The sequence below is a fragment of the Sphingobacterium faecale genome (genome assembly GCF_016746095.1).
Classification (GTDB): Bacteria; Bacteroidota; Bacteroidia; order Sphingobacteriales; family Sphingobacteriaceae; genus Sphingobacterium; species Sphingobacterium faecale.
Genome location: NZ_JAERTY010000003.1, coordinates 131,771 through 149,673, shown reverse-complemented (window position 1 = coordinate 149,673; position 17,903 = coordinate 131,771). Strand labels below are relative to the sequence as shown.

Below are 17,903 nucleotides of genomic sequence, written 5' to 3'. Positions count from 1 at the left end.
CATATATTATCATGCGTAAAAACATTGTAGCAGGAAATTGGAAAATGAATCTTGGTTACGAAGAAGGGGTTAGCCTTTTTTCGGAGATTGTGAATATGGTTAAGGATGAGGTAATCGGTAATCAAGAGGTTGTGGTCTGTAGCCCATTTATCCATCTTTCTTCTATTGCTAAACTAGGAGCTTCAGTCCCTAATGTGCATATCGGTGCTCAGAATATTCACCAAGCGGAGTCAGGTGCTTATACGGGCGAAGTTTCAGCTTCTCAGGTTAAATCCGTAGGTGCTCAATATGTTATCTTAGGACATTCGGAGCGTAGAGCTTATTTTGGAGAGACAGATGCTCTTCTTGCCGAGAAGTTGAATGCTGCATTGAAACATGGCTTGAAGCCCATTTTTTGTATTGGAGAGACAAAAGAGGAGCGTGAATCCGGTCGTTTCTTTGATGTTATAAAAACGCAGTTGGAAGCTGGCGTTTTACATTTAGGTCAAGACGACTTTGCATCTGTTGTTCTTGCTTATGAACCCGTTTGGGCTATTGGAACAGGGTTGACTGCTTCGCCAGAACAGGCGCAGGAGGTGCATGCTTTTATTCGTGAGACTATCGCACAACAGTATGGTGCCGAGGTTGCGGATGCGACTACTATTCTTTATGGGGGAAGTGCAAATCCTTCTAATGCATCTACTTTATTTGCTCAAAAGGATATTGATGGAGGGTTGATTGGAGGTGCTTCTTTGAAGTCGAGAGATTTCTTGGAAATTGTGAAAGTATTTAACTAAAATAATGAAATATACAGCTGTTAATTTTGTAAGTGCCGACATTGAGGAGTGGCAGAAAGATTTGCTTATTGCAGAGCTTGGAGATATTGGTTTTGATACCTTTGAGGATAACGAAGATGGTTTTGTAGGCTATATTCCGAGTTCGAATTTGGATATCCAAGCGCTAGAGACTTTGCTGTTGGCACAGGTATCGGATTATCAGCTGGATTACACGGTAAACGACATCGAAGAGCAGAATTGGAATACCCTTTGGGAAAGTAATTTTAATCCAATTTTGGTTGATGATGCTTGTTATGTGCGGGCTACTTTTCATGAGGCTAAGCCTGCTTACGATTACGAGATTGTCATTGATCCTAAGATGTCTTTTGGTACAGGGCATCATCAAACTACTTCGATGATGCTTTCTTTTGTTTTGGCCAATGATTTTGAAGGCAAACGAGTGTTGGATATGGGCTGTGGCACTGGTATTTTGGCTATTCTAGCTGCCAAGCGTGGCGCTGCTTCTTTGGTAGCGGTCGACTATGATCCTATTTGTGTAGACAGTGTAGAAGAGAATAAGCAACTCAACAATATCACAAATTTAGAAAGTCGCTTAGGTTCTAAGGATGTTATTGTAGGTGAAAAGTACGATGTGATATTAGCAAACATTAATAGGAATATTTTGTTAGACCAATTGGATACTTATGCGAGTGTTTTGGAAATGGGAGGGCAGTTGTACCTAAGTGGTTTTTATGAGGGAGACGACCTCAACATCTTAAAGGATAAATGTGATGCTATCGGCTTTTCTTTTCAAGAGATGAAATCAATGGATAGTTGGTGCGCGGCCAAGTTTGTTAAAGGATAATCATGCGGATACATTTTATAGCTATTGGAGGTAGTGTGATGCATAATTTGGCTATTAGTTTAGCTAAGTTAGGACATCAGGTGACTGGTTCTGATGATCAGATTGTGGAACCGTCCAAATCTCGACTTCAAGAGGCTGGTTTATTGCCTACAAAAATTGGTTGGGATGGAGACCGGATTACCTCTGATATTGATGCCGTGATTTTGGGTAAACATGCTTCAGCAGATAATGTTGAATTGGCAAAGGCACAAGAGTTAGGTGTTAAGATTTATTCATTTCCGGAGTTTGTATATGAGCATAGTATCGACAAGACTCGGGTAGTTATTGCCGGTACGTATGGCAAGACTACTATTACGAGTATGGTTATGCATGTGTTAAAGTATCTCAATCGGGACTTTGACTATCTTGTGGGGGCCAAGTTGGAAGGGTTTGATTCTTTGATCAAATTGACGTCTAGTGCCCCTATAATGCTTATTGAGGGCGATGAGTTCTATGCTTCCTCTATTGATCTACATTCTAAATTTCACTATTATCACCCTAATATTGCGCTGATAAGTAATATCCAATGGGATAATTTTAAAATGCTGATGACCGAGGAGGAATATCTTCACCAATTTGAGACTTTTATTGATACGATTGTCCCGAAAGGTACATTAATCTATAATAAGGAGGATAATAATGTGGTAAAGATAGTGGGGGAAACTAAGGATTGTAAGATCAATCGACATGGTTATCGGGTACCGAACTATACGATTAATAAAGGGGTGACTTACCTTCAGGTCGGAGAAGAGGAGATTCCCTTGCAAATCATAGGTAAACAAAATCTATCGAATATCGCCGGAGCATATACCGTTTGTGAGTGGTTGGGGATTAAGAGAGATGAGTTTTATGAAGCGATAAAGGATTTTAAGAGTTCGATTCGTTACCTTGAGTTTGTTGCTAGTGCAGAAGGAAGTGTGGTCTACCAAGATTTTGCCCATACGCCTACTAAGTTGAAATCCAGTATACATGCTATTAAAGAACAGTTCTCTTCTTTTAAGTTGTTGACTATTATAGAGTTGAATCCTTATGATGTTATTGAGGGAGGAAAATTAGAGCAGTATGATAGTAGCATGCTAGAATCGGATACTTCTATTGTTTTCATCAATAAGAGTAGTATAAAAGAAAAAAATGTAGTTTTAGATAATATTGTTGATAAAATTGTGAAGGTGTTTAATCACCCCAATTTATTGGTAATCACGGAACCTGTTGATTTATATGGATTTTTAGAAGTGTTTGATAGTCAGGGTTATAATATGTTGTTTATGAGTTCTAGTAATTATAGTGGTATTAATATGCTAAAGTTTGCGGACAAATTTTTAACGAAAATAGACTAAACTGTTTTTGATTTTCTTTTTATTTTAACAATTTATTTTTACTTTTGAGGTAAAACATAACATTTACCAAATGAATGCTTTAGGAAAAAAGATTAGATTATTAAGACATCAAAAGGGCTGGAGCCAAGAGGATGTTGCAAAGCGATTGGATATATCCATTCCTGCTTTTTCGAAAATTGAAACTGGTATAACAGATGTGAACTTGTCTCGTTTAAACCAGATTTCTAAATTATTTGGTCTGTCACTGGTTCAATTGTTGTCTACTTCAGATACAGATGATGATAAGGACAGGATGGACGAGATGAATGAATTGGGACGGAAGCTGCAACTCCGAGAGATTGAAGTTATTGACTTGCAAAAGAAAGTCATTGATTTGTACGAACAGCTACACCAAAAATAGAAAAGGCGATTTTAAAAAATCGCTTTTTCTGTATAAGTGGACTATCTTTATAACGGAGATTTAGAAATCATCTTCATCCTCATCATCAAAATCATCAAACCCACCTATAGAGTCAATTTCTAATCCGAAATCATCATCATCAAAGTCATCAGAATCGTCCTCTGGACCATTAAAATTGATTAATTCCTCTTCAATTTCAAACTTTTCGACACTCTCGTTCATCATAGTAAGCTAATTCTTTCTGTTATTAATTCTAGCGTAAAATTAGATAAGAAAATCAAAACTTAAAACTTTTTTTTAAAAATATGCAACTGATTATCAGTGCTTTGTTTTGTTGTTTTGGTTTTGCCTTATTCTATAATCTCGCCGATGCTATTTTCTTCGTTGATAATATCCTTAAGTTGAGGAAGGTCTTTCACAGAATTTATTCCAAAATGATTCATAAATTGATCACTTGTAGCATAAAGCAAGGGTTTTCCGATACTCTCCGCTTTTCCCACAATTTTTATAAGGTCCTTTTCTAATAAGCGTTGTATGGAATAGTCGCAGTTTACGCCTCGAATCTGTTCTACCTCGAGCTTGGTAATAGGCTGTCTATAGGCAATGATGGAGAGTGTCTCTAGTCCAGCCTGACTCAACTTTTTGCGGTCACGATGCGCCTGTAATTGATTTATAGCGTCATGGTATATTACCTTTGTCAAAAACTGGTACTTGTTATTGATGGGAGATAAGGTAAAGACGGAGTCTTCACCTTGATACTTTACTTTTATTTTGTCAAGAAAGGATAGTACTTCATCTTTATTGATCTCGATTAGTAGTGCGTCTTGAAGTACGTTTTTAATCTCGATAGCGGAAATTCCTTCTTCGGAAGCAAAAATCAATGCTTCTATATTAAGCATAATGTCTTTCATTGGAATGTTTTTAAGGCTTTCTTAATAATTTATGACCTGTTCAACCATTGACTCTGGAATTTCTCTAAATTGATAGGTTTGCGTACGTAGTTGAGGTTCAAAACCAGCTTCTATGATTGCATCCTGTATTGATTTTGAGGTAAATCTATGCGGTGCACCGGCTGCAGAGACCACATTTTCCTCTATCATGATAGACCCAAAATCATTTGCTCCACTGTGTAAGCACATTTGCGCTATCGGTTTACCTACGGTTAGCCACGATGCCTGGATGTTCTTGATGTTTGGAAGCATGATTCGACTGAGTGCAATCATGCGTATGTATTCGTCTCCAGTGACATTGTTAGCAATTCCACGTAGTCTTTTCAATAATGTACCATCGTCTTGGAAGGGCCAAGGTATGAAAGCTATAAATCCATGATTGTCAACGGGCTTTTCACTTTGTACTTCACGAATCCAAACGAGGTGTTCGAAGCGTTCTTCAATAGTTTCGATATGACCAAACATCATTGTTGCGGATGTTGGTAAATTTATCTTATGTGCCGCACGCATGACATCCAGCCATTCCTGTCCACCACATTTACCCTTTGAAATCAGTCTCCTGACCCGGTCGTTCAGTATTTCTGCACCTGCTCCAGGTAGAGAGTCTAATCCAGCTTCTTTGAGTGTTGTCAGTACATCAATATGCGACATTCCTTCTAGCTTGGCGATATGTGCAATTTCGGGAGGTCCCAGCGAATGCAATTTGAGCGTAGGATATAGTTCTTTGAGCTGTTTAAAAAGATCTTGATAGAATGCTATACCTAAGTCTGGGTGATGTCCTCCTTGTAATAGGAGTTGGTCACCTCCATATTTGAAGGTTTCCTCTATTTTAGCTTTATAGGTTTCTATATCGGTGATATAACTATCTTCATGGCCTGGGCGTCTGAAGAAATTACAAAATTTGCAATTAGCTATACAGACGTTTGTTGTATTTACATTTCTGTCAATCTGCCAGGTCACTTTGCCATGTGGTACTTGTTTTTTTCGCAGTAGATTAGCTACGTGAGCTAATTGTGTCGTAGCTGCATTATGGTATAAGAACATACCTTCTTCCTTAGAAAGGAAGTCAAATTGGAGCGCACGCGCTAATAAATCTTGAACATTCATCACAGACAAAGATAAGTAGTTTTTTAATTAATCTATAAGATTAAGAACACTAGTAAGCTGTAGTTCGGAGTAATCGGATATGTATAAATCGCAGGGTGGAAGCTCGTTTTTGTGGTGTGAGCTCAAAACACCGACCACTTTCATATTCGCGTTAATCGCTGCTGAGATTCCGGAGAAGGAATCTTCAAATACAATACACCGATTGGTGGGGATATTAAGAATAGCTGCTGATTTAAGATAGACCTCGGGATCAGGCTTGTGTTTTATCACGTTTTCGCTGGACATAAAGGATTCCATCATATTACGTATATCGAGTCCGTCGATAATGAGGTCCATATTGGCACGTGGCGCTGAAGTCGCTACTCCCGTTTTTATGCCCTGTTGTTTAGCCTGACTTAGGAAGGAGATATATCCTGGTAAATCTTGGATATGATTGGCATAAATTTCTCGGAAGAGTCCTTCTTTTTCCTCTTCCAGCTGTAGTAGCTCTTCGCCTGTAATAGGTCTTTTGAAGAAGTGGGACATGATGTAGGAGTTGTGTTTCCCATACATGTGTTCTTCAAACTCTGGAAGGCTATAGGAGATGTTATGTCTGTCAAAGAAGGCCTCGAAGGCTTTTGAATGATATGGGTTTGTGTGGGCTATTACGCCATCCATATCGAATAATAAAGCAAGTTCCTGCATGTTATTTAGTCTCTTCTAATAAATTCACGGTCTTCATCTGATAGTGCTGTTGGGGCATATGGAGATGAAGTGGTGCTATCTGTATCTGTAATTACTGTGGTGGGAATATTTGGGTTGGTTGCAGCATATTCTTTCGGGTGCTTTTTACGACGCCTGAAGAGGATACCGCCTGTAATCATACCTAATACATAGAATGCAGCGAGCAGAATAAGCTTGGAAGTTCTAATTTCTCCAAAAAACCAGAAGGTGCTTTCTTCTTTATTGTTAAATAATATAATGACAACGATGGCGAGTAGGATTGCAATAATGATTGTTTTTGGCCTCATATCAAATACTTCTTTTGTTTTGGTCAAAAATAGGGAAAACTTTCTTTATCTACTAGCTTTTGGTTGGCTTTGGAGGGGATGGAAGAGGGGGAGGGATATCTTTGATAAGCAGGATACAAAAAGAGGAGATAATTTTCATTATCTCCTCTGTATTTTTCATCGTGTACTGATTACTCAGCTACTACTTCGAAAGGAACTTGAACTTTCACTTCTTTGTGTAAGTTTAAGTTAGCTACGTATTCACCTAGTGTTTTAGGTTCTACTTCGAAAGTAATACGGCGACGATCTACTTCGTAACCTTGAGCTTTCAATGCGTCAGCAATTTGAATGCTGTTTACTTTACCGAAGATTTTTCCTGTTTCACCAGCTTTAGCACCAATAGAAAGCTTAACGTTTTCTAATTTAGTTGCTAATTCTGTTGCATCTTTCTTAATTTTCTCTTGTTTGAACTGAGCTTGTTTGATGTTCTCAGCCAATACTTTTTTTGCTGAAGATGTTGCTAAAATAGCAAATCCTTGAGGAATTAAGTAGTTGCGTCCGAAACCAGGTTTTACTACTACGATATCGTCTTTTTCACCAAGGTGTTTAACATCTTGTTTTAATATAATTTCCATTTATCGTATCCTCCTTATTTTAATGAATCAGCTACGTAAGGCATAAGTCCGATGATACGTGCACGTTTCACCGCTTGCGCTACTTTACGTTGGAATTTCAATGATGTACCAGTAAGACGACGAGGTAAGATTTTACCTTGATCGTTAACAAATTTCATTAAGAAGTTTGCGTCTTTGTAGTCGATGTACTTAATACCGTTTTTCTTGAAACGACAGTATTTTTTACGGTTGTCCTCTACTTTAGGAGCTGTCACGTATTGAATGTTCTCTTTTGACATTAGTTTGCTACCTCCTCAGTTTTAGTTTCAGCTTTCTTGTTGAATGCACCGCTGCGTTTTTTCTCGCTATAAGCAACAGCGTGCTTATCTAAAGCGATAGTTAAAAAGCGCATCACACGCTCATCGCGCTTGTATTCAAGCTCTAATTTTTTAATTAATTCACCTGGAGCCTTGAATTCAGTTAAGTGATAGAATCCAGTTGTTTTTTTCTGGATTGGATACGCTAATTTTTTCAAACCCCAATTATCTTCAGCGATAATTTCGGCTCCGCCTTCTGTAAGGATGCTTTTGAATTTTGCGATAGTTTCTTTCGCAGCATCCTCTGAAAGCAACGGGGTAAGAATGATTACAGATTCGTACTGTTGCATTTTTTAAATAATTATGTTAATTTAAAGTTTCCGTACTTACGGAAGTGCAAAGATATGAATATTTTTCTTTTTATTCTTATGAGGTTTAAAAAAAATATCCTGTTGTATTATTTTCGTGTTCTTTGAAGGTATTTCTTAAAATACTTTTTAATCAGGTTTGGATAATTGGCGTTAAAATAGATATATTCAAATTGGAATGGCTGATGGCTATGTTTAAAGATAAACTATGAGAATTATTGACTATTTAAAAAGTCTATACCCTATAAATGACGAAATTGAATTTGTATTTACGGCGATGTCGGAGACGAAAAAATATGATAAAGGAGCGGTTATTTTTTCTCCGGGAAGTTATTTAAAGCATGTTTATTTTGTAGAGAGTGGTTTTACACGGATTTACTATAATAAGGGGAAGAAAGACATAACACATTATTTTTTCGGTCCTGATACTTTTGGTACTGGTATAGAGAGCCTTTATTATGATAAGCCTTCGGTTTTCGGGTTTCAAGCGCTTAGCGAGACCTGTATTACTCGGGTTCCATTTTCGACGATACAAGACCTAGCGGCAACAGACATTACGATGAACCGTATTATACAACGGATTCTGTTGGATTCTTTGATAAATTTTTCGAAGCGTTTTTATAATATGCAGTTTGAAACCGCTAGCGAACGTTATCAGTCGCTAATCGCCGAGAATCCGGCTCTTTTTCAGAAGGCTACATTAGGACATATTGCTTCTTTTTTAGGTGTTTCGCAGCAGACTCTTTCGGTTATACGTGGTTTGAAGTGATTTTTTAAGATATCTTAAATTTTTAATAACAATTTAGACGTAGTTTTGTCTTGTTTATAAAAATGGTATGAAATTAAATTAGTATGAAATATAGGTATTGTTGTCTTTTTTTCTTCTTTTCTTTAGGAAGCAGTATCTCCGGGAGTTTGCTGGCACAGGAGCAGTTGACCAGTTTTAAGGCATCTGTAGAACAGGCAGTAAGGCATAACAAGGGGATGCAAAATGCTTATCTGGAAAACCAAAAAGTAGCTTTGGAGCGGGAGGAAGTAAAAGGTAAGTTTCTTCCAACAGTATCCCTACATGGTGGATATGGTTATCTAAACAGCAGTGTTGATCTAGATTTGCCAACACATCATCTTCCTATTACTGGTTTTAATCTGTTTGAGGGATCGCAAAGATCGAACCTGTCTACACAGGTAGCACTGGCAGGTGTGACTGCTAAGCAGGTTATTTTTAGTGGTTTGCAGATTACGAACGGACAAAAGGCATTAGAACAGAAATTTATCGCCCAGTCGCTGATGCAAGAGGCAGGACGTGATCAAATTGCACAAGAGGTGTTGTTTTCTTTCGATCAATTGATGCTATTGCGTGAGGTAGATGTGCTTATTGCGGACTCTGAAAAGCGATTGAATAAAGAGCATCAGAAGGTTGTCAAGGCCATTGATAATGGATTAGCTATTCCTTATGATCGGGATAAGCTGAAGTTAGCGATGCTGGAATTGGAAAATAAAAAAGCGGAAGTCGAAAGTAACCGCGAGTTGTTGTATTATAAATTACAAGAACTGACTGGACTGGATAAGACTGAATTGGAGACTGTTGTATACCCATTATCCGAGATTGTGCTTGCCTTGGATGAAGCTATGGTAATGAACCGTAAAGAGTTGCAGGCTCTTGAGGCTTCACAAAAGGCTTATGACTTTGCATTGAAGAAAGAAAAAGGTGGAAAGTTACCACTAGTCTTTGCTTTTGGTAGTGTTTCTTATCTGAATGCTTTTGATTCTCATTTTACATTGAAGGATATTGGGCAGGTAGGCGATGTAAAAATGAAGACGAACCATTTGCAGTTGGCTCCAAATTACGCTGTAGGGATTGGTATGAAGTGGAATGTTTTTGAAGGTAAGACGCATAAGAGTGCTATCGAACGTGCTAAGCTGGACATTCAGATCAATGAGAACAAATTGGAAGATACGAAGGAAAAGCTAAGCCTATTGCAACGTAAGACACGTGCTGACTATGAGCTGGGACTTAAGAAAATTGGTGTGAATCAGCAACAGGTAGCAATCGCTAAGAATAACCTGCATTTGGCTTCGCGTCAGTTTGAGGAGGGGTTGAGTGATGTGACTGAGCGCTTGGAGGCAGAGAATGAGTTTTATAAACAATCCTTGGGTTATTATAGTCAGATTCTGAATCAGCGTAATGCGGTAACGGAGTTGTTGAAGGCTAATGGAAACCTTTACGATACGATTACAAGATAGGTACGGATTTCGTGTCTGTCCGTTAGGATCGGCTTTAAGAATATATAGATAGAATAAACAAAAAGAGATGATACAGTCTTATTACGGTTTAGAAAAAAGAAGAGCAACCTGTTAATACGATAGTCAGCATCGTTATAAATAATTAATAATAATGAAAAACACATTTTATATAGCTTTTGTCGCATTATTGGTCCAGGGGTGTTCAAACAAAGATGCGAAGCAGCAGAAGGCTCTGGAAGGAAAAATCGAGCGGGATCAGATTTCGGTAACCACAAAGATACCTGGTAAAATCCATCGGATTCTAGTTGAAGAGGGGCAATTGGTGCATAAAGGGGATACTCTGATTGTTTTGGAGTTGCCTGAGGTCGATGCAAAATCCGTACAGGCGCAGGGTGCTCTCGAGGCCGCTCAAGCGCAGTATGACATGGCGGTAAAGGGGGCAACAGACGGACAGTTGACACAGCTAAATGCTAAGGTAGCGGGACTGAAAGAGCAATATGATTTTGCGCAGAAGTCTCTTGACCGGATGAAAAATCTACTTCGTGATTCTTTGGTTGCACAGCAAAAATATGACGAGATATACGCTAAATACCAAGGTGCCAAAAATCAATATTTGGCCGCTCAGGCAGAGTTGGCTGATGTGAGGAACGGGGCTCGTATTGAACAACAGAAAATGGCATTAGGACAGAAGGAACGTGCAATAGGAGCAGTTTCGGAGGTCAATGTCGCTGCAAAGGAGCGTTATGTGATTGCTCCTCAAGATATGTCTATAGAAACGATCAACCTCAAGGTTGGAGAGCTGGCTTTGGCAGGATATAGCTTAGCTTCTGGCTATGTATCGGATGGTGCTTACTTTAGGGTTACAATCCCAGAAAGCCGTATTAAGGATTTTCAGAAGGGAGCTGTAAAGACATTGGCTATTCCTTACTTAGAAAATAAAACATTGAGTGCACGGGTAGAGACTATCAAATCATTGAGTAATTATGCGAGTATTAGTACAGCATATCCTGACTTTGAACAACAGGAGACTTTATTTGAAGTGCGTTTGCGTCCTACAAGTGCTACAGATGATAAAGAATTGTTAACTAAAGCGACATTTATCGTTAAAGACGAGAAGTAATTATGGGTAACTTTTGGAGTTTGATTAAGAGGGAGTTTGCTTTGTTCTATCAGAATAAGGTATTGCTCATTCTTTTTTTAGGAGCCCCTGTTATGTATGGTGTTCTTGTAGGAGGGGTGTATAAGAAAGGTAAGGTGACGCATCTACCGATTATAGTGGTGGACGAGGATCGTAGTCCTTTGTCTAGGCAACTTATTGATATGTTCAATGAGAATGAGGTGATCTATGTTGCTGAACTGATGGCTGATCCTTTTGGCGCCAAAGAGGTAGCATTGGAGAAAGAAGCTACTGTGGTTGTTCATATCCCGAAGAATTTTTCATCAGATGTTAATTATAACCGCAGTACAGAGTTGACGTTGTTTGTCAATGCTTCTAATACGTTGACATCAAATTATGCTATGATGGCGGTCAATGTGTGCGCAGGGACCATGAAAGCGGGTATACAAATCAAATCTCAGGAGAAGAAAGGTGTTCCTGCTTATGTGGCCGAACAACAGTATGAGCCTTTTAAGACGACTATTGTCAAACAGAATATACGGAGTGGTAATTACTTGTACTTTATGCTACCGGGTGTTTTGCTGACTGTTCTGCAGCAGGTGATGATGTTGGGACTGGCCTTGAGCTTTGCGTCTGAATTCGAAAACAATACTTTCCGTGAGCTTGTAGGTAAGACTTCCAACGTCTTTGTGCTGATTCTGGTTAAGATTACTCCCTATGTGCTGATGTCCTTTTTAATTTATGGTTTGTACTACGGTTATTCTGTTTTTTATAGGATGCCTTTACATGTTGAAGGATTTGCGTTTTTTGGAGCTTCTTTTCTGTTTTTGCTTGCTGTTGCTTTCTTGGGGATATTGGTCAGTATTGCTATTCCAAGCCAGTTGAAGGCTACGGAGATATTGATGGTTATTGCTACTCCCTCGTTTATATTAAGTGGTTTTACCTGGCCATTGAGCCAGATGCCGGATTGGATTGTCTGGTTGTCTAAATTGATTCCGCTTACCCATTACCTTCAGATCTTTAGAACGATGATTATAGAGCAGGGGACAGCAGATCTTATAAAAGGGCCTGTATGGGGATTGGTGTGGATCGGTGGTGTTTCTTTAGTCGCCTCCATCGTACTTTTACAATTTAAAATTAATAAGGTTAAAAAGGCTGAAAAAGCCTAGTATAGATATAAAGATATGTTTTCAGGTATTATTTTTCGTAAGGCTACCATTTCGGATGTGGATGCTGTCTGGGCAGTACTAGAGGAGGCGATAGCGAAGCGCCGTAACGATGGGTCGGATCAATGGCAGGATGGTTATCCCAATCGGGAAGTCATAGTGGAAGATGTCGAAAAGGGGTATGGATTTGTAGCTGAGCGCATAGAAGGGGCGATAGTGGCTTATATCGCAGTAATCGGTGCTATCGAGCCTGCCTACGAGGCGCTGACCGGTAAGTGGCTTACAGAGCGTCCATATACGGTGATACACCGGCTAGCTGTTTCGCAGCGTGACGTGATAAAGGGATTGGGAACCTGGATGATGCTGGAGGCTGAAAACGTTAGTTTATCCCAGGATCGATTAAGTATTAAAGTAGACACAAATTACGATAACGCAGGCATGTTACGGGTGTTTGATAAATTGGGGTATGTATATTGTGGTGAGGTGTACTTTCGGGGCGGGGCGCAACGTAAAGCTTTTGAGAAGTTATTGGATCAGGCGTAATTTGGCATGGGATAATAACCATTGTGCTATAACTTCAGACACCTCTATGCTGTTTTCTTCCTGCAGGATTTCATGTCTTTTCTTTGGATAAGTAATGATATTTACTTCTTGGAAGCCGCTTTCTTTAAGTTGTTTTTCTGTTTTTTCTATTCCCTTGGAAAAGCCACCAATTGGGTCATCTTGCCCGCTGACTAAGAGAATCGGAAGACTTTTTGGGATGGAATTCTGCCATCCTTTTTTTGTTGCTGTCAACAGTATGGTCAGGAGGGTATAGAAGGCGTTGTTGGTAAAAGGGATGCCACAAAGTGGATCTTCTTGGAAACGCTTCCTATTTGTTTTACTTAGACTCAGCCAACTGGTATCATCAAAGTCGGGTTCATGCCGAAATTTTGTATTGTTCATTTTGCTGAAGATACCATTGATCATTTTGCTCCGTTTTCTAGGACTTATTTTCTGGAGTAAAGCTAGGAGCGCCCTAAAAGCTTCGGCTCCTGCTGTTTTGGCTCCGGTACCGATCCATACACTTCCATCAAATTCGTTTCCTATCCGTTGTAATACACATCGGGTAATAAAGGAGCCCATGGAGTGTCCGATGATAAAATGCGGATGATCGGGGTGTTTGTCCTTTAAATAGTGATGTAGCGCTATAGCATCATTAATTAATCTCTCCTGCGGTCTTTCTTGTTGGAAGTACCCCTGTGCGGTATCATCGGTCGCGGTATTGCCATGACCTATATGGTCATAAAGCAAGACGGCGAATCCAACAGAGGCGAGGTATTCTGCAAATTGTATATACCTTCCGCTATGTTCTTGCATCCCGTGAAGAACTAAGACAGATCCTTTCAGTTCTTTGTCACTCGGGGTGATGTATGTCGTGTACAAGCCATATGGTGCAGCAGTGTCCTGGATGCTTTTAACTTTTATATGGCCTGTACTTGTGTTTGACATGGTAAGCTTAATTTATGATACAACTAAGATACAATATTTATTTTGTTGTTATTTTAGCGATTTTTTCTTCGTAGCAAGTGAACTCCGCTTGTTGCTTGATCAAGAAACTGTTTTCCTCTAATTTTCCGACTACTTTTTCCATTTCTTCTTTGGAGTTATAGGTTAACATCCGGAATGGGTTTTCATAATCCTTTCCTCTTGATTTTTTGATTTCGCTGTAAATCCACTTTTTAGTATCGAGGCTCTGCGCTAATGTGTGGTTGATAAAATCGGTGTCCCAGTCTGCCGGTGAGGTCTCCGTAATCTGTGCTAGAGAAGCTAAAGCGTGATCGATTTTACTTTGTGGGTATAATTTACTCCAGGTATGATAACGCTCGTGCACCTCATTCCAGGAATCAATTTTTTGCGTTTTGATATCCTCTATCAGTGTCTTTATATGTTTTTGTGGAATCAATTGGCCTCCCACATTTTCAAAGTGCTCTCTTTGTTCCGGAATAGCACTTGGAGCGGATGTTCCACATGTGCCCTTCTCGAGACAATCAGCAAGGTGTACTGCCCCATAATAATGAATCATACGCTTGAAAGTATGATAACATGCTCTCGCTTTCACTACTACAACTTTGCGATTTGAGAATTCTGTATCCGTGAGATATACCTCACGTTGGTTTAAATCAAAATTTGGATCCATTAAGAGTTGGCGTCCACGGATTTGAGCTGTGGCTTCGGGTTCTATCTCCGGCCAGGCCTGGCCTACCGCCATTTCTATCTCCTGTAGGGCATCAAACATTTCATTAACGGTATCTGGTGCTAAAACATCATATTCGAGGTATTGATTTTTTAGTGTTCGTTTGTCGCGATCGTTGAATTTGGTTGTATTACGCATCAGGGCATACATATTGTAGAGAAACCAATATCCAGGAACTATCAATAAACGGTTTTTGTCGGCTTCATTGCTGACGAGAGAGAATGGTATTCTGATATCAAGCTCATGTAGAAAGTCGCCTTTTACAAGTAGGGTATAAGAGGCAAATTTTGAATTATGTTTGATACTGACACATAGACCGGGCCAAAACCCTCTTCCTGCTATTATCTCACCATCTGCAGCTCTTGAATTATGATTGGAACCTATCGTGGCTCCAGCAGCCATATTGCTTTGTCCTTTTATCAATGCTGCGCATAGGAAGGAGTTATTGTGATGTTGCTCGTGAGAAGGGAACAGTAACGAGTTGAGTACTTCGCAACAGGATATAGTGGAGTTGTCGCCTAAAAAAGAGTTGATCAGTCTGGCTCCATATTTCAGCTGTGAATGTGAAGATAATATAAACCTAACAGCTTTGACACCATAGAAAACGCGGCAACCGTAACCAATTATTCCATTTACAATTTCACATCCTTCTCCGATTTGTGTGAATGCTTCTTTACTGGAGTTTACCGTTACGTTTTTCAGCTTATTTACTCCTTTTATGTATGCATAAGGACCTATTTTAACATCCTTGATCGTATTTGAGTTCTTCAATACCACATTGTCGGCTAGGATGCTATAGTATCCCCGTTGTGTGGAGAAATGCCTATCCGTTATTTCTAATAGGCGGTTTTGGAATAGGGAATCTTCTCGATGGCGTGACCATAGGTAGACATCTGCCGCTTGCATGCCATCGAAGGGGACGACGGATCGCCCCCCATTTTCATTACATAATTCCATCCAGATCCTTTTGTCTGGAGATTCTCCTTTTTTGAGGATGCCGTTTCCAAATTTGGCGTTATTGCTGGTTTCCATTTCATTGATATTGGAGAGCAGTACCTGTTCTCCAATGATGAAATGTGCCATATAACGCACATGATGTATCGCAGAACATGCTCCGATATCGGAGCTTACTATGGTCGAATTGTATATTCCTGTAGGAAGGCGTAGGTCCCTATAAGAAAGGTAAGTCTGTTCCATAGCACCTATCCTTACCAATCCATAAAATTTGGAATGCTGGATCTGTTCCGGGAAAAAGGGTTCGCTAACCCATACCTTCGACCAGTCCGAACTGTAATTGAGCTGGTTGGTTAGCTGTTGAATCTCTTGGGCTGTGAGCTGTCTGAATTCCTTATCTGTTCCCAACTGTTGATTACGTATATCGTACTCGTTTGTTAGTCCAGATACCTCTTTTTCGGTTACAAAGCCATATCCCAAGGCGTGTAGCGGCTCTTTTGAAATGAATGTCATCGTCTATTCTACCGTTACTGATTTAGCTAAATTTCTAGGTTTGTCCACGTCACAGCCTCTGGCAATACCGATATAGTAAGCCAATAGCTGTAGAGGAATAGTGGATAGTATAGGCGCTATGGTTTCGTGAGCTTCAGGTATTTCGATACTGTCGTCGGCCATGGAAGACACGAAGGTGTCATCGGTTGATACCAGTGCAATGAGCTGTCCCGAACGGGCTTTTATCTCTTGCATATTGCTGATTATCTTTTCTTGTATTTTATCTTTTGTAGCAATGAACAATACCGGTAGATTTTCGTCTACCAATGCAATCGGTCCATGTTTCATTTCAGCTGCTGGATAGCCTTCTGCATGGATGTATGAGATTTCTTTGAGTTTTAGAGCGCCTTCTAATGCTATCGGAAAGTTATATCCACGACCTAGGTATAGAAAATCTTTTGCGTCCACATATTTATGGGCTATACTCTTTATCTTTTCGAGTTGTGAATTTAAGATCTCCTGTACCTTATCAGGTACAGCCTGTAGTTCGTTGATAAGCGTGTTGCTGGTAGCGGTATCTATTTTTTGTTTGTATTGCGCGAGCTTGATTGCGAATAATAAAAGAGCTGCAAGCTGAGTCGTAAATGCTTTTGTACTGGCTACTCCTATTTCTGGTCCGGCGTGTGTGTAGATGCCCGAATCAGATAGTCTGGCAATGGAGGATCCGACAACATTGACGACCCCAAATATAGTAGCACCATGTTGCTTTGCGTTTTCAAGTGCGACGAGTGTATCCGCGGTTTCTCCACTTTGTGATATGGCTATGATCAGATCATCTGGTCCCACGATTGGATTTCTGTATCTGAATTCAGAGGCATATTCTACTTCAACAGGAACACGACAGAGCTCTTCAATCCAATATTCTGCTAGGAGTGCCGCATGCCAGCTGGTGCCACAGGCAACGATAATGATGCGATGTGCAGTTAGAAGTTTGTCTTTTACTTTTTCTAACCCGCTTAGGGTAATCTGGTGCGTGGTGCTATCTAATCTTCCTCTTAGACAATCCTGAATTGCTTTAGGTTGCTCAAATATCTCCTTCAGCATAAAGTGCGGGTAGCCTGCTTTTTCTATGCTGGCCAATTCCATATCCAATTTTTGTACGAATGGCGTTACGATATCGTTACCTAGGTTTTTTAGGATCAGCTCATCAGGTTTTATAATTGCCAGCTCATAGTCATTGATATAAACGACTTCTTTGGTATGTCCCAACATAGGGGATGCATCAGAGCCTAAGAAATGTTCGCCATTGCCAATTCCGATGACCAGTGGGCTACCTTTTCTTGCAGCTATAATCGTGTTTGGGCTGTCTTCGTCCAGTACGAGGATGACATAAGCTCCTGTAATACGTTTTAAGGCGATACGTATTGCTTCTTCGAGCGTACAGGCATTATTTGTTTTGATGTCTTCAATGAAATTGAGCAGTACTTCGGAGTCTGTATCACTTTTGAAGGTATAGCCTTTTTTGAGTAGCTCTTCTTTTATTGTTGCGTAATTCTCAATAATACCATTGTGTACCAATGCCAGTTTTCCATTCTGTGAGCGATGGGGGTGGGCATTGTGATCGGATGGTACCCCATGGGTAGCCCATCTGGTATGTCCTATTCCTGTTTTGGCAGAAAGGTCTATTGTTTTCGTCAACTCTTCTAATGCAGCCACCTTACCAGCTGTTTTGGATATTAGTAATTGTTGTTGAGAATGGAGCGCGATTCCTGCGCTATCGTATCCGCGGTATTCTAGTTTACGCAATCCCTCTATTAAATAGGGGTATGCTTGTCGATGGCCTACATAGCCGACAATTCCACACATAGTATCAAGTTTAATCTGTTAATAGGACTACAAAAATAAATAATTCCTTCTAAACAATCGATTGCGTTGTCTGTTTTTTCAAAAAGA

The 17,903-nt window shown here is 39.8% G+C and carries 20 protein-coding genes; 9 read left to right on the top strand and 11 right to left on the bottom strand.

The features are described 5' to 3' along the window. The first annotated feature begins 11 nt into the window (after window positions 1-11). The 4 genes from tpiA to JKG61_RS06215 all read left to right on the top strand — a co-directional run bounded on the left by tpiA (window position 12) and on the right by JKG61_RS06215 (window position 3,396). Window positions 12-776 (top strand): triose-phosphate isomerase, encoded by a 765-nt coding sequence (gene tpiA, locus JKG61_RS06230; protein WP_202102120.1) that lies wholly within the window; start codon window positions 12-14, stop codon window positions 774-776. 4 nt (window positions 777-780) lie between these two features. Then, window positions 781-1,620 carry a 50S ribosomal protein L11 methyltransferase gene (gene prmA / locus JKG61_RS06225; RefSeq protein ID WP_202102119.1) on the top strand — a complete coding sequence of 280 codons (840 nt, stop codon included), beginning with the start codon at window positions 781-783 and terminating at the stop codon, window positions 1,618-1,620. Window positions 1,621-1,622: 2 nt separating this feature from the next. Further along, window positions 1,623-2,996 carry a Mur ligase family protein gene (locus JKG61_RS06220; RefSeq protein ID WP_202102118.1) on the top strand — a complete coding sequence of 458 codons (1,374 nt, stop codon included), beginning with the start codon at window positions 1,623-1,625 and terminating at the stop codon, window positions 2,994-2,996. 70 nt (window positions 2,997-3,066) lie between these two features. Next, on the top strand, window positions 3,067-3,396 hold the full coding sequence (locus JKG61_RS06215; RefSeq protein WP_133584026.1) for a helix-turn-helix domain-containing protein: 330 nt from the start codon (window positions 3,067-3,069) through the stop codon (window positions 3,394-3,396). Window positions 3,397-3,456: 60 nt separating this feature from the next. Here the strand turns inward: JKG61_RS06215 and JKG61_RS06210 are convergent, their stop codons facing one another. The 8 genes from JKG61_RS06210 to rpsF form a co-directional block, all read right to left on the bottom strand. Continuing rightward, window positions 3,457-3,621 carry a hypothetical protein gene (locus JKG61_RS06210; protein WP_021072262.1) on the bottom strand — a complete coding sequence of 55 codons (165 nt, stop codon included), beginning with the start codon at window positions 3,619-3,621 and terminating at the stop codon, window positions 3,457-3,459. Between the two features lie 125 nt (window positions 3,622-3,746). Further along, on the bottom strand, window positions 3,747-4,307 hold the full coding sequence (gene scpB, locus JKG61_RS06205) for an SMC-Scp complex subunit ScpB (protein ID WP_202102117.1): 561 nt from the start codon (window positions 4,305-4,307) through the stop codon (window positions 3,747-3,749). Between the two features lie 21 nt (window positions 4,308-4,328). Continuing rightward, the gene (gene mqnC, locus JKG61_RS06200; protein WP_202102116.1) at window positions 4,329-5,453 is read right to left on the bottom strand and encodes a cyclic dehypoxanthinyl futalosine synthase; all 1,125 of its coding nucleotides are present in this window, start codon (window positions 5,451-5,453) and stop codon (window positions 4,329-4,331) included. Window positions 5,454-5,480: 27 nt separating this feature from the next. Beyond that, the gene (locus JKG61_RS06195; RefSeq protein ID WP_202102115.1) at window positions 5,481-6,137 is read right to left on the bottom strand and encodes an HAD family hydrolase; all 657 of its coding nucleotides are present in this window, start codon (window positions 6,135-6,137) and stop codon (window positions 5,481-5,483) included. A 5-nt stretch (window positions 6,138-6,142) separates the two neighbouring features. Continuing rightward, complete coding sequence (locus JKG61_RS06190; RefSeq protein WP_202102114.1) at window positions 6,143-6,490, bottom strand: LPXTG cell wall anchor domain-containing protein; 348 nt, start codon at window positions 6,488-6,490, stop codon at window positions 6,143-6,145. Between the two features lie 143 nt (window positions 6,491-6,633). Continuing rightward, window positions 6,634-7,077 (bottom strand): 50S ribosomal protein L9, encoded by a 444-nt coding sequence (rplI, locus tag JKG61_RS06185; RefSeq protein ID WP_202102113.1) that lies wholly within the window; start codon window positions 7,075-7,077, stop codon window positions 6,634-6,636. A gap of 14 nt (window positions 7,078-7,091) precedes the next feature. Beyond that, a complete protein-coding gene (gene rpsR / locus JKG61_RS06180; protein WP_021072256.1) occupies window positions 7,092-7,355 on the bottom strand; it encodes a 30S ribosomal protein S18 in 264 nt (87 codons plus the stop codon). Beyond that, entirely contained in the window at window positions 7,355-7,723 is a 369-nt protein-coding gene (rpsF, locus tag JKG61_RS06175; protein ID WP_021072255.1) for a 30S ribosomal protein S6, read from the bottom strand. Before rpsF ends, rpsR begins: the two co-directional genes overlap by 1 nt. 226 nt (window positions 7,724-7,949) lie before the next feature. Here rpsF and JKG61_RS06170 point away from each other — a divergent pair, with 226 nt between their 5' ends. From JKG61_RS06170 to JKG61_RS06150, 5 genes are all read left to right on the top strand, one after another. Next, window positions 7,950-8,510, top strand: coding sequence for a Crp/Fnr family transcriptional regulator (locus tag JKG61_RS06170; protein WP_202102112.1), 561 nt, complete (start codon window positions 7,950-7,952; stop codon window positions 8,508-8,510). An 83-nt stretch (window positions 8,511-8,593) separates the two neighbouring features. Beyond that, window positions 8,594-9,985 (top strand): TolC family protein, encoded by a 1,392-nt coding sequence (locus tag JKG61_RS06165; RefSeq protein ID WP_202102111.1) that lies wholly within the window; start codon window positions 8,594-8,596, stop codon window positions 9,983-9,985. A gap of 151 nt (window positions 9,986-10,136) precedes the next feature. Next, on the top strand, window positions 10,137-11,105 hold the full coding sequence (locus JKG61_RS06160) for an HlyD family secretion protein (RefSeq protein WP_202102110.1): 969 nt from the start codon (window positions 10,137-10,139) through the stop codon (window positions 11,103-11,105). A 2-nt stretch (window positions 11,106-11,107) separates the two neighbouring features. After that, complete coding sequence (locus JKG61_RS06155; RefSeq protein ID WP_202102109.1) at window positions 11,108-12,271, top strand: ABC transporter permease; 1,164 nt, start codon at window positions 11,108-11,110, stop codon at window positions 12,269-12,271. A 15-nt stretch (window positions 12,272-12,286) separates the two neighbouring features. Then, window positions 12,287-12,811, top strand: coding sequence for a GNAT family N-acetyltransferase (locus JKG61_RS06150; protein ID WP_202102108.1), 525 nt, complete (start codon window positions 12,287-12,289; stop codon window positions 12,809-12,811). Here the strand turns inward: JKG61_RS06150 and JKG61_RS06145 are convergent. The 3 genes from JKG61_RS06145 to glmS are packed head-to-tail and all read right to left on the bottom strand — an operon-like array spanning window position 12,794 to window position 17,816. Then, window positions 12,794-13,759: an alpha/beta fold hydrolase gene (locus tag JKG61_RS06145; protein WP_202102107.1), complete on the bottom strand. Its 966-nt coding sequence runs from the start codon at window positions 13,757-13,759 to the stop codon at window positions 12,794-12,796. The two genes, JKG61_RS06150 and JKG61_RS06145, sit on opposite strands and share 18 nt — an antisense overlap. A 37-nt stretch (window positions 13,760-13,796) precedes the next feature. Beyond that, window positions 13,797-15,971, bottom strand: coding sequence for a DUF4954 family protein (locus JKG61_RS06140; protein ID WP_202102106.1), 2,175 nt, complete (start codon window positions 15,969-15,971; stop codon window positions 13,797-13,799). A 3-nt stretch (window positions 15,972-15,974) separates the two neighbouring features. Then, window positions 15,975-17,816, bottom strand: a complete 1,842-nt coding sequence (gene glmS / locus JKG61_RS06135) for a glutamine--fructose-6-phosphate transaminase (isomerizing) (RefSeq protein WP_202102105.1) — start codon at window positions 17,814-17,816, stop codon at window positions 15,975-15,977. Window positions 17,817-17,903: the final 87 nt, after the last annotated feature.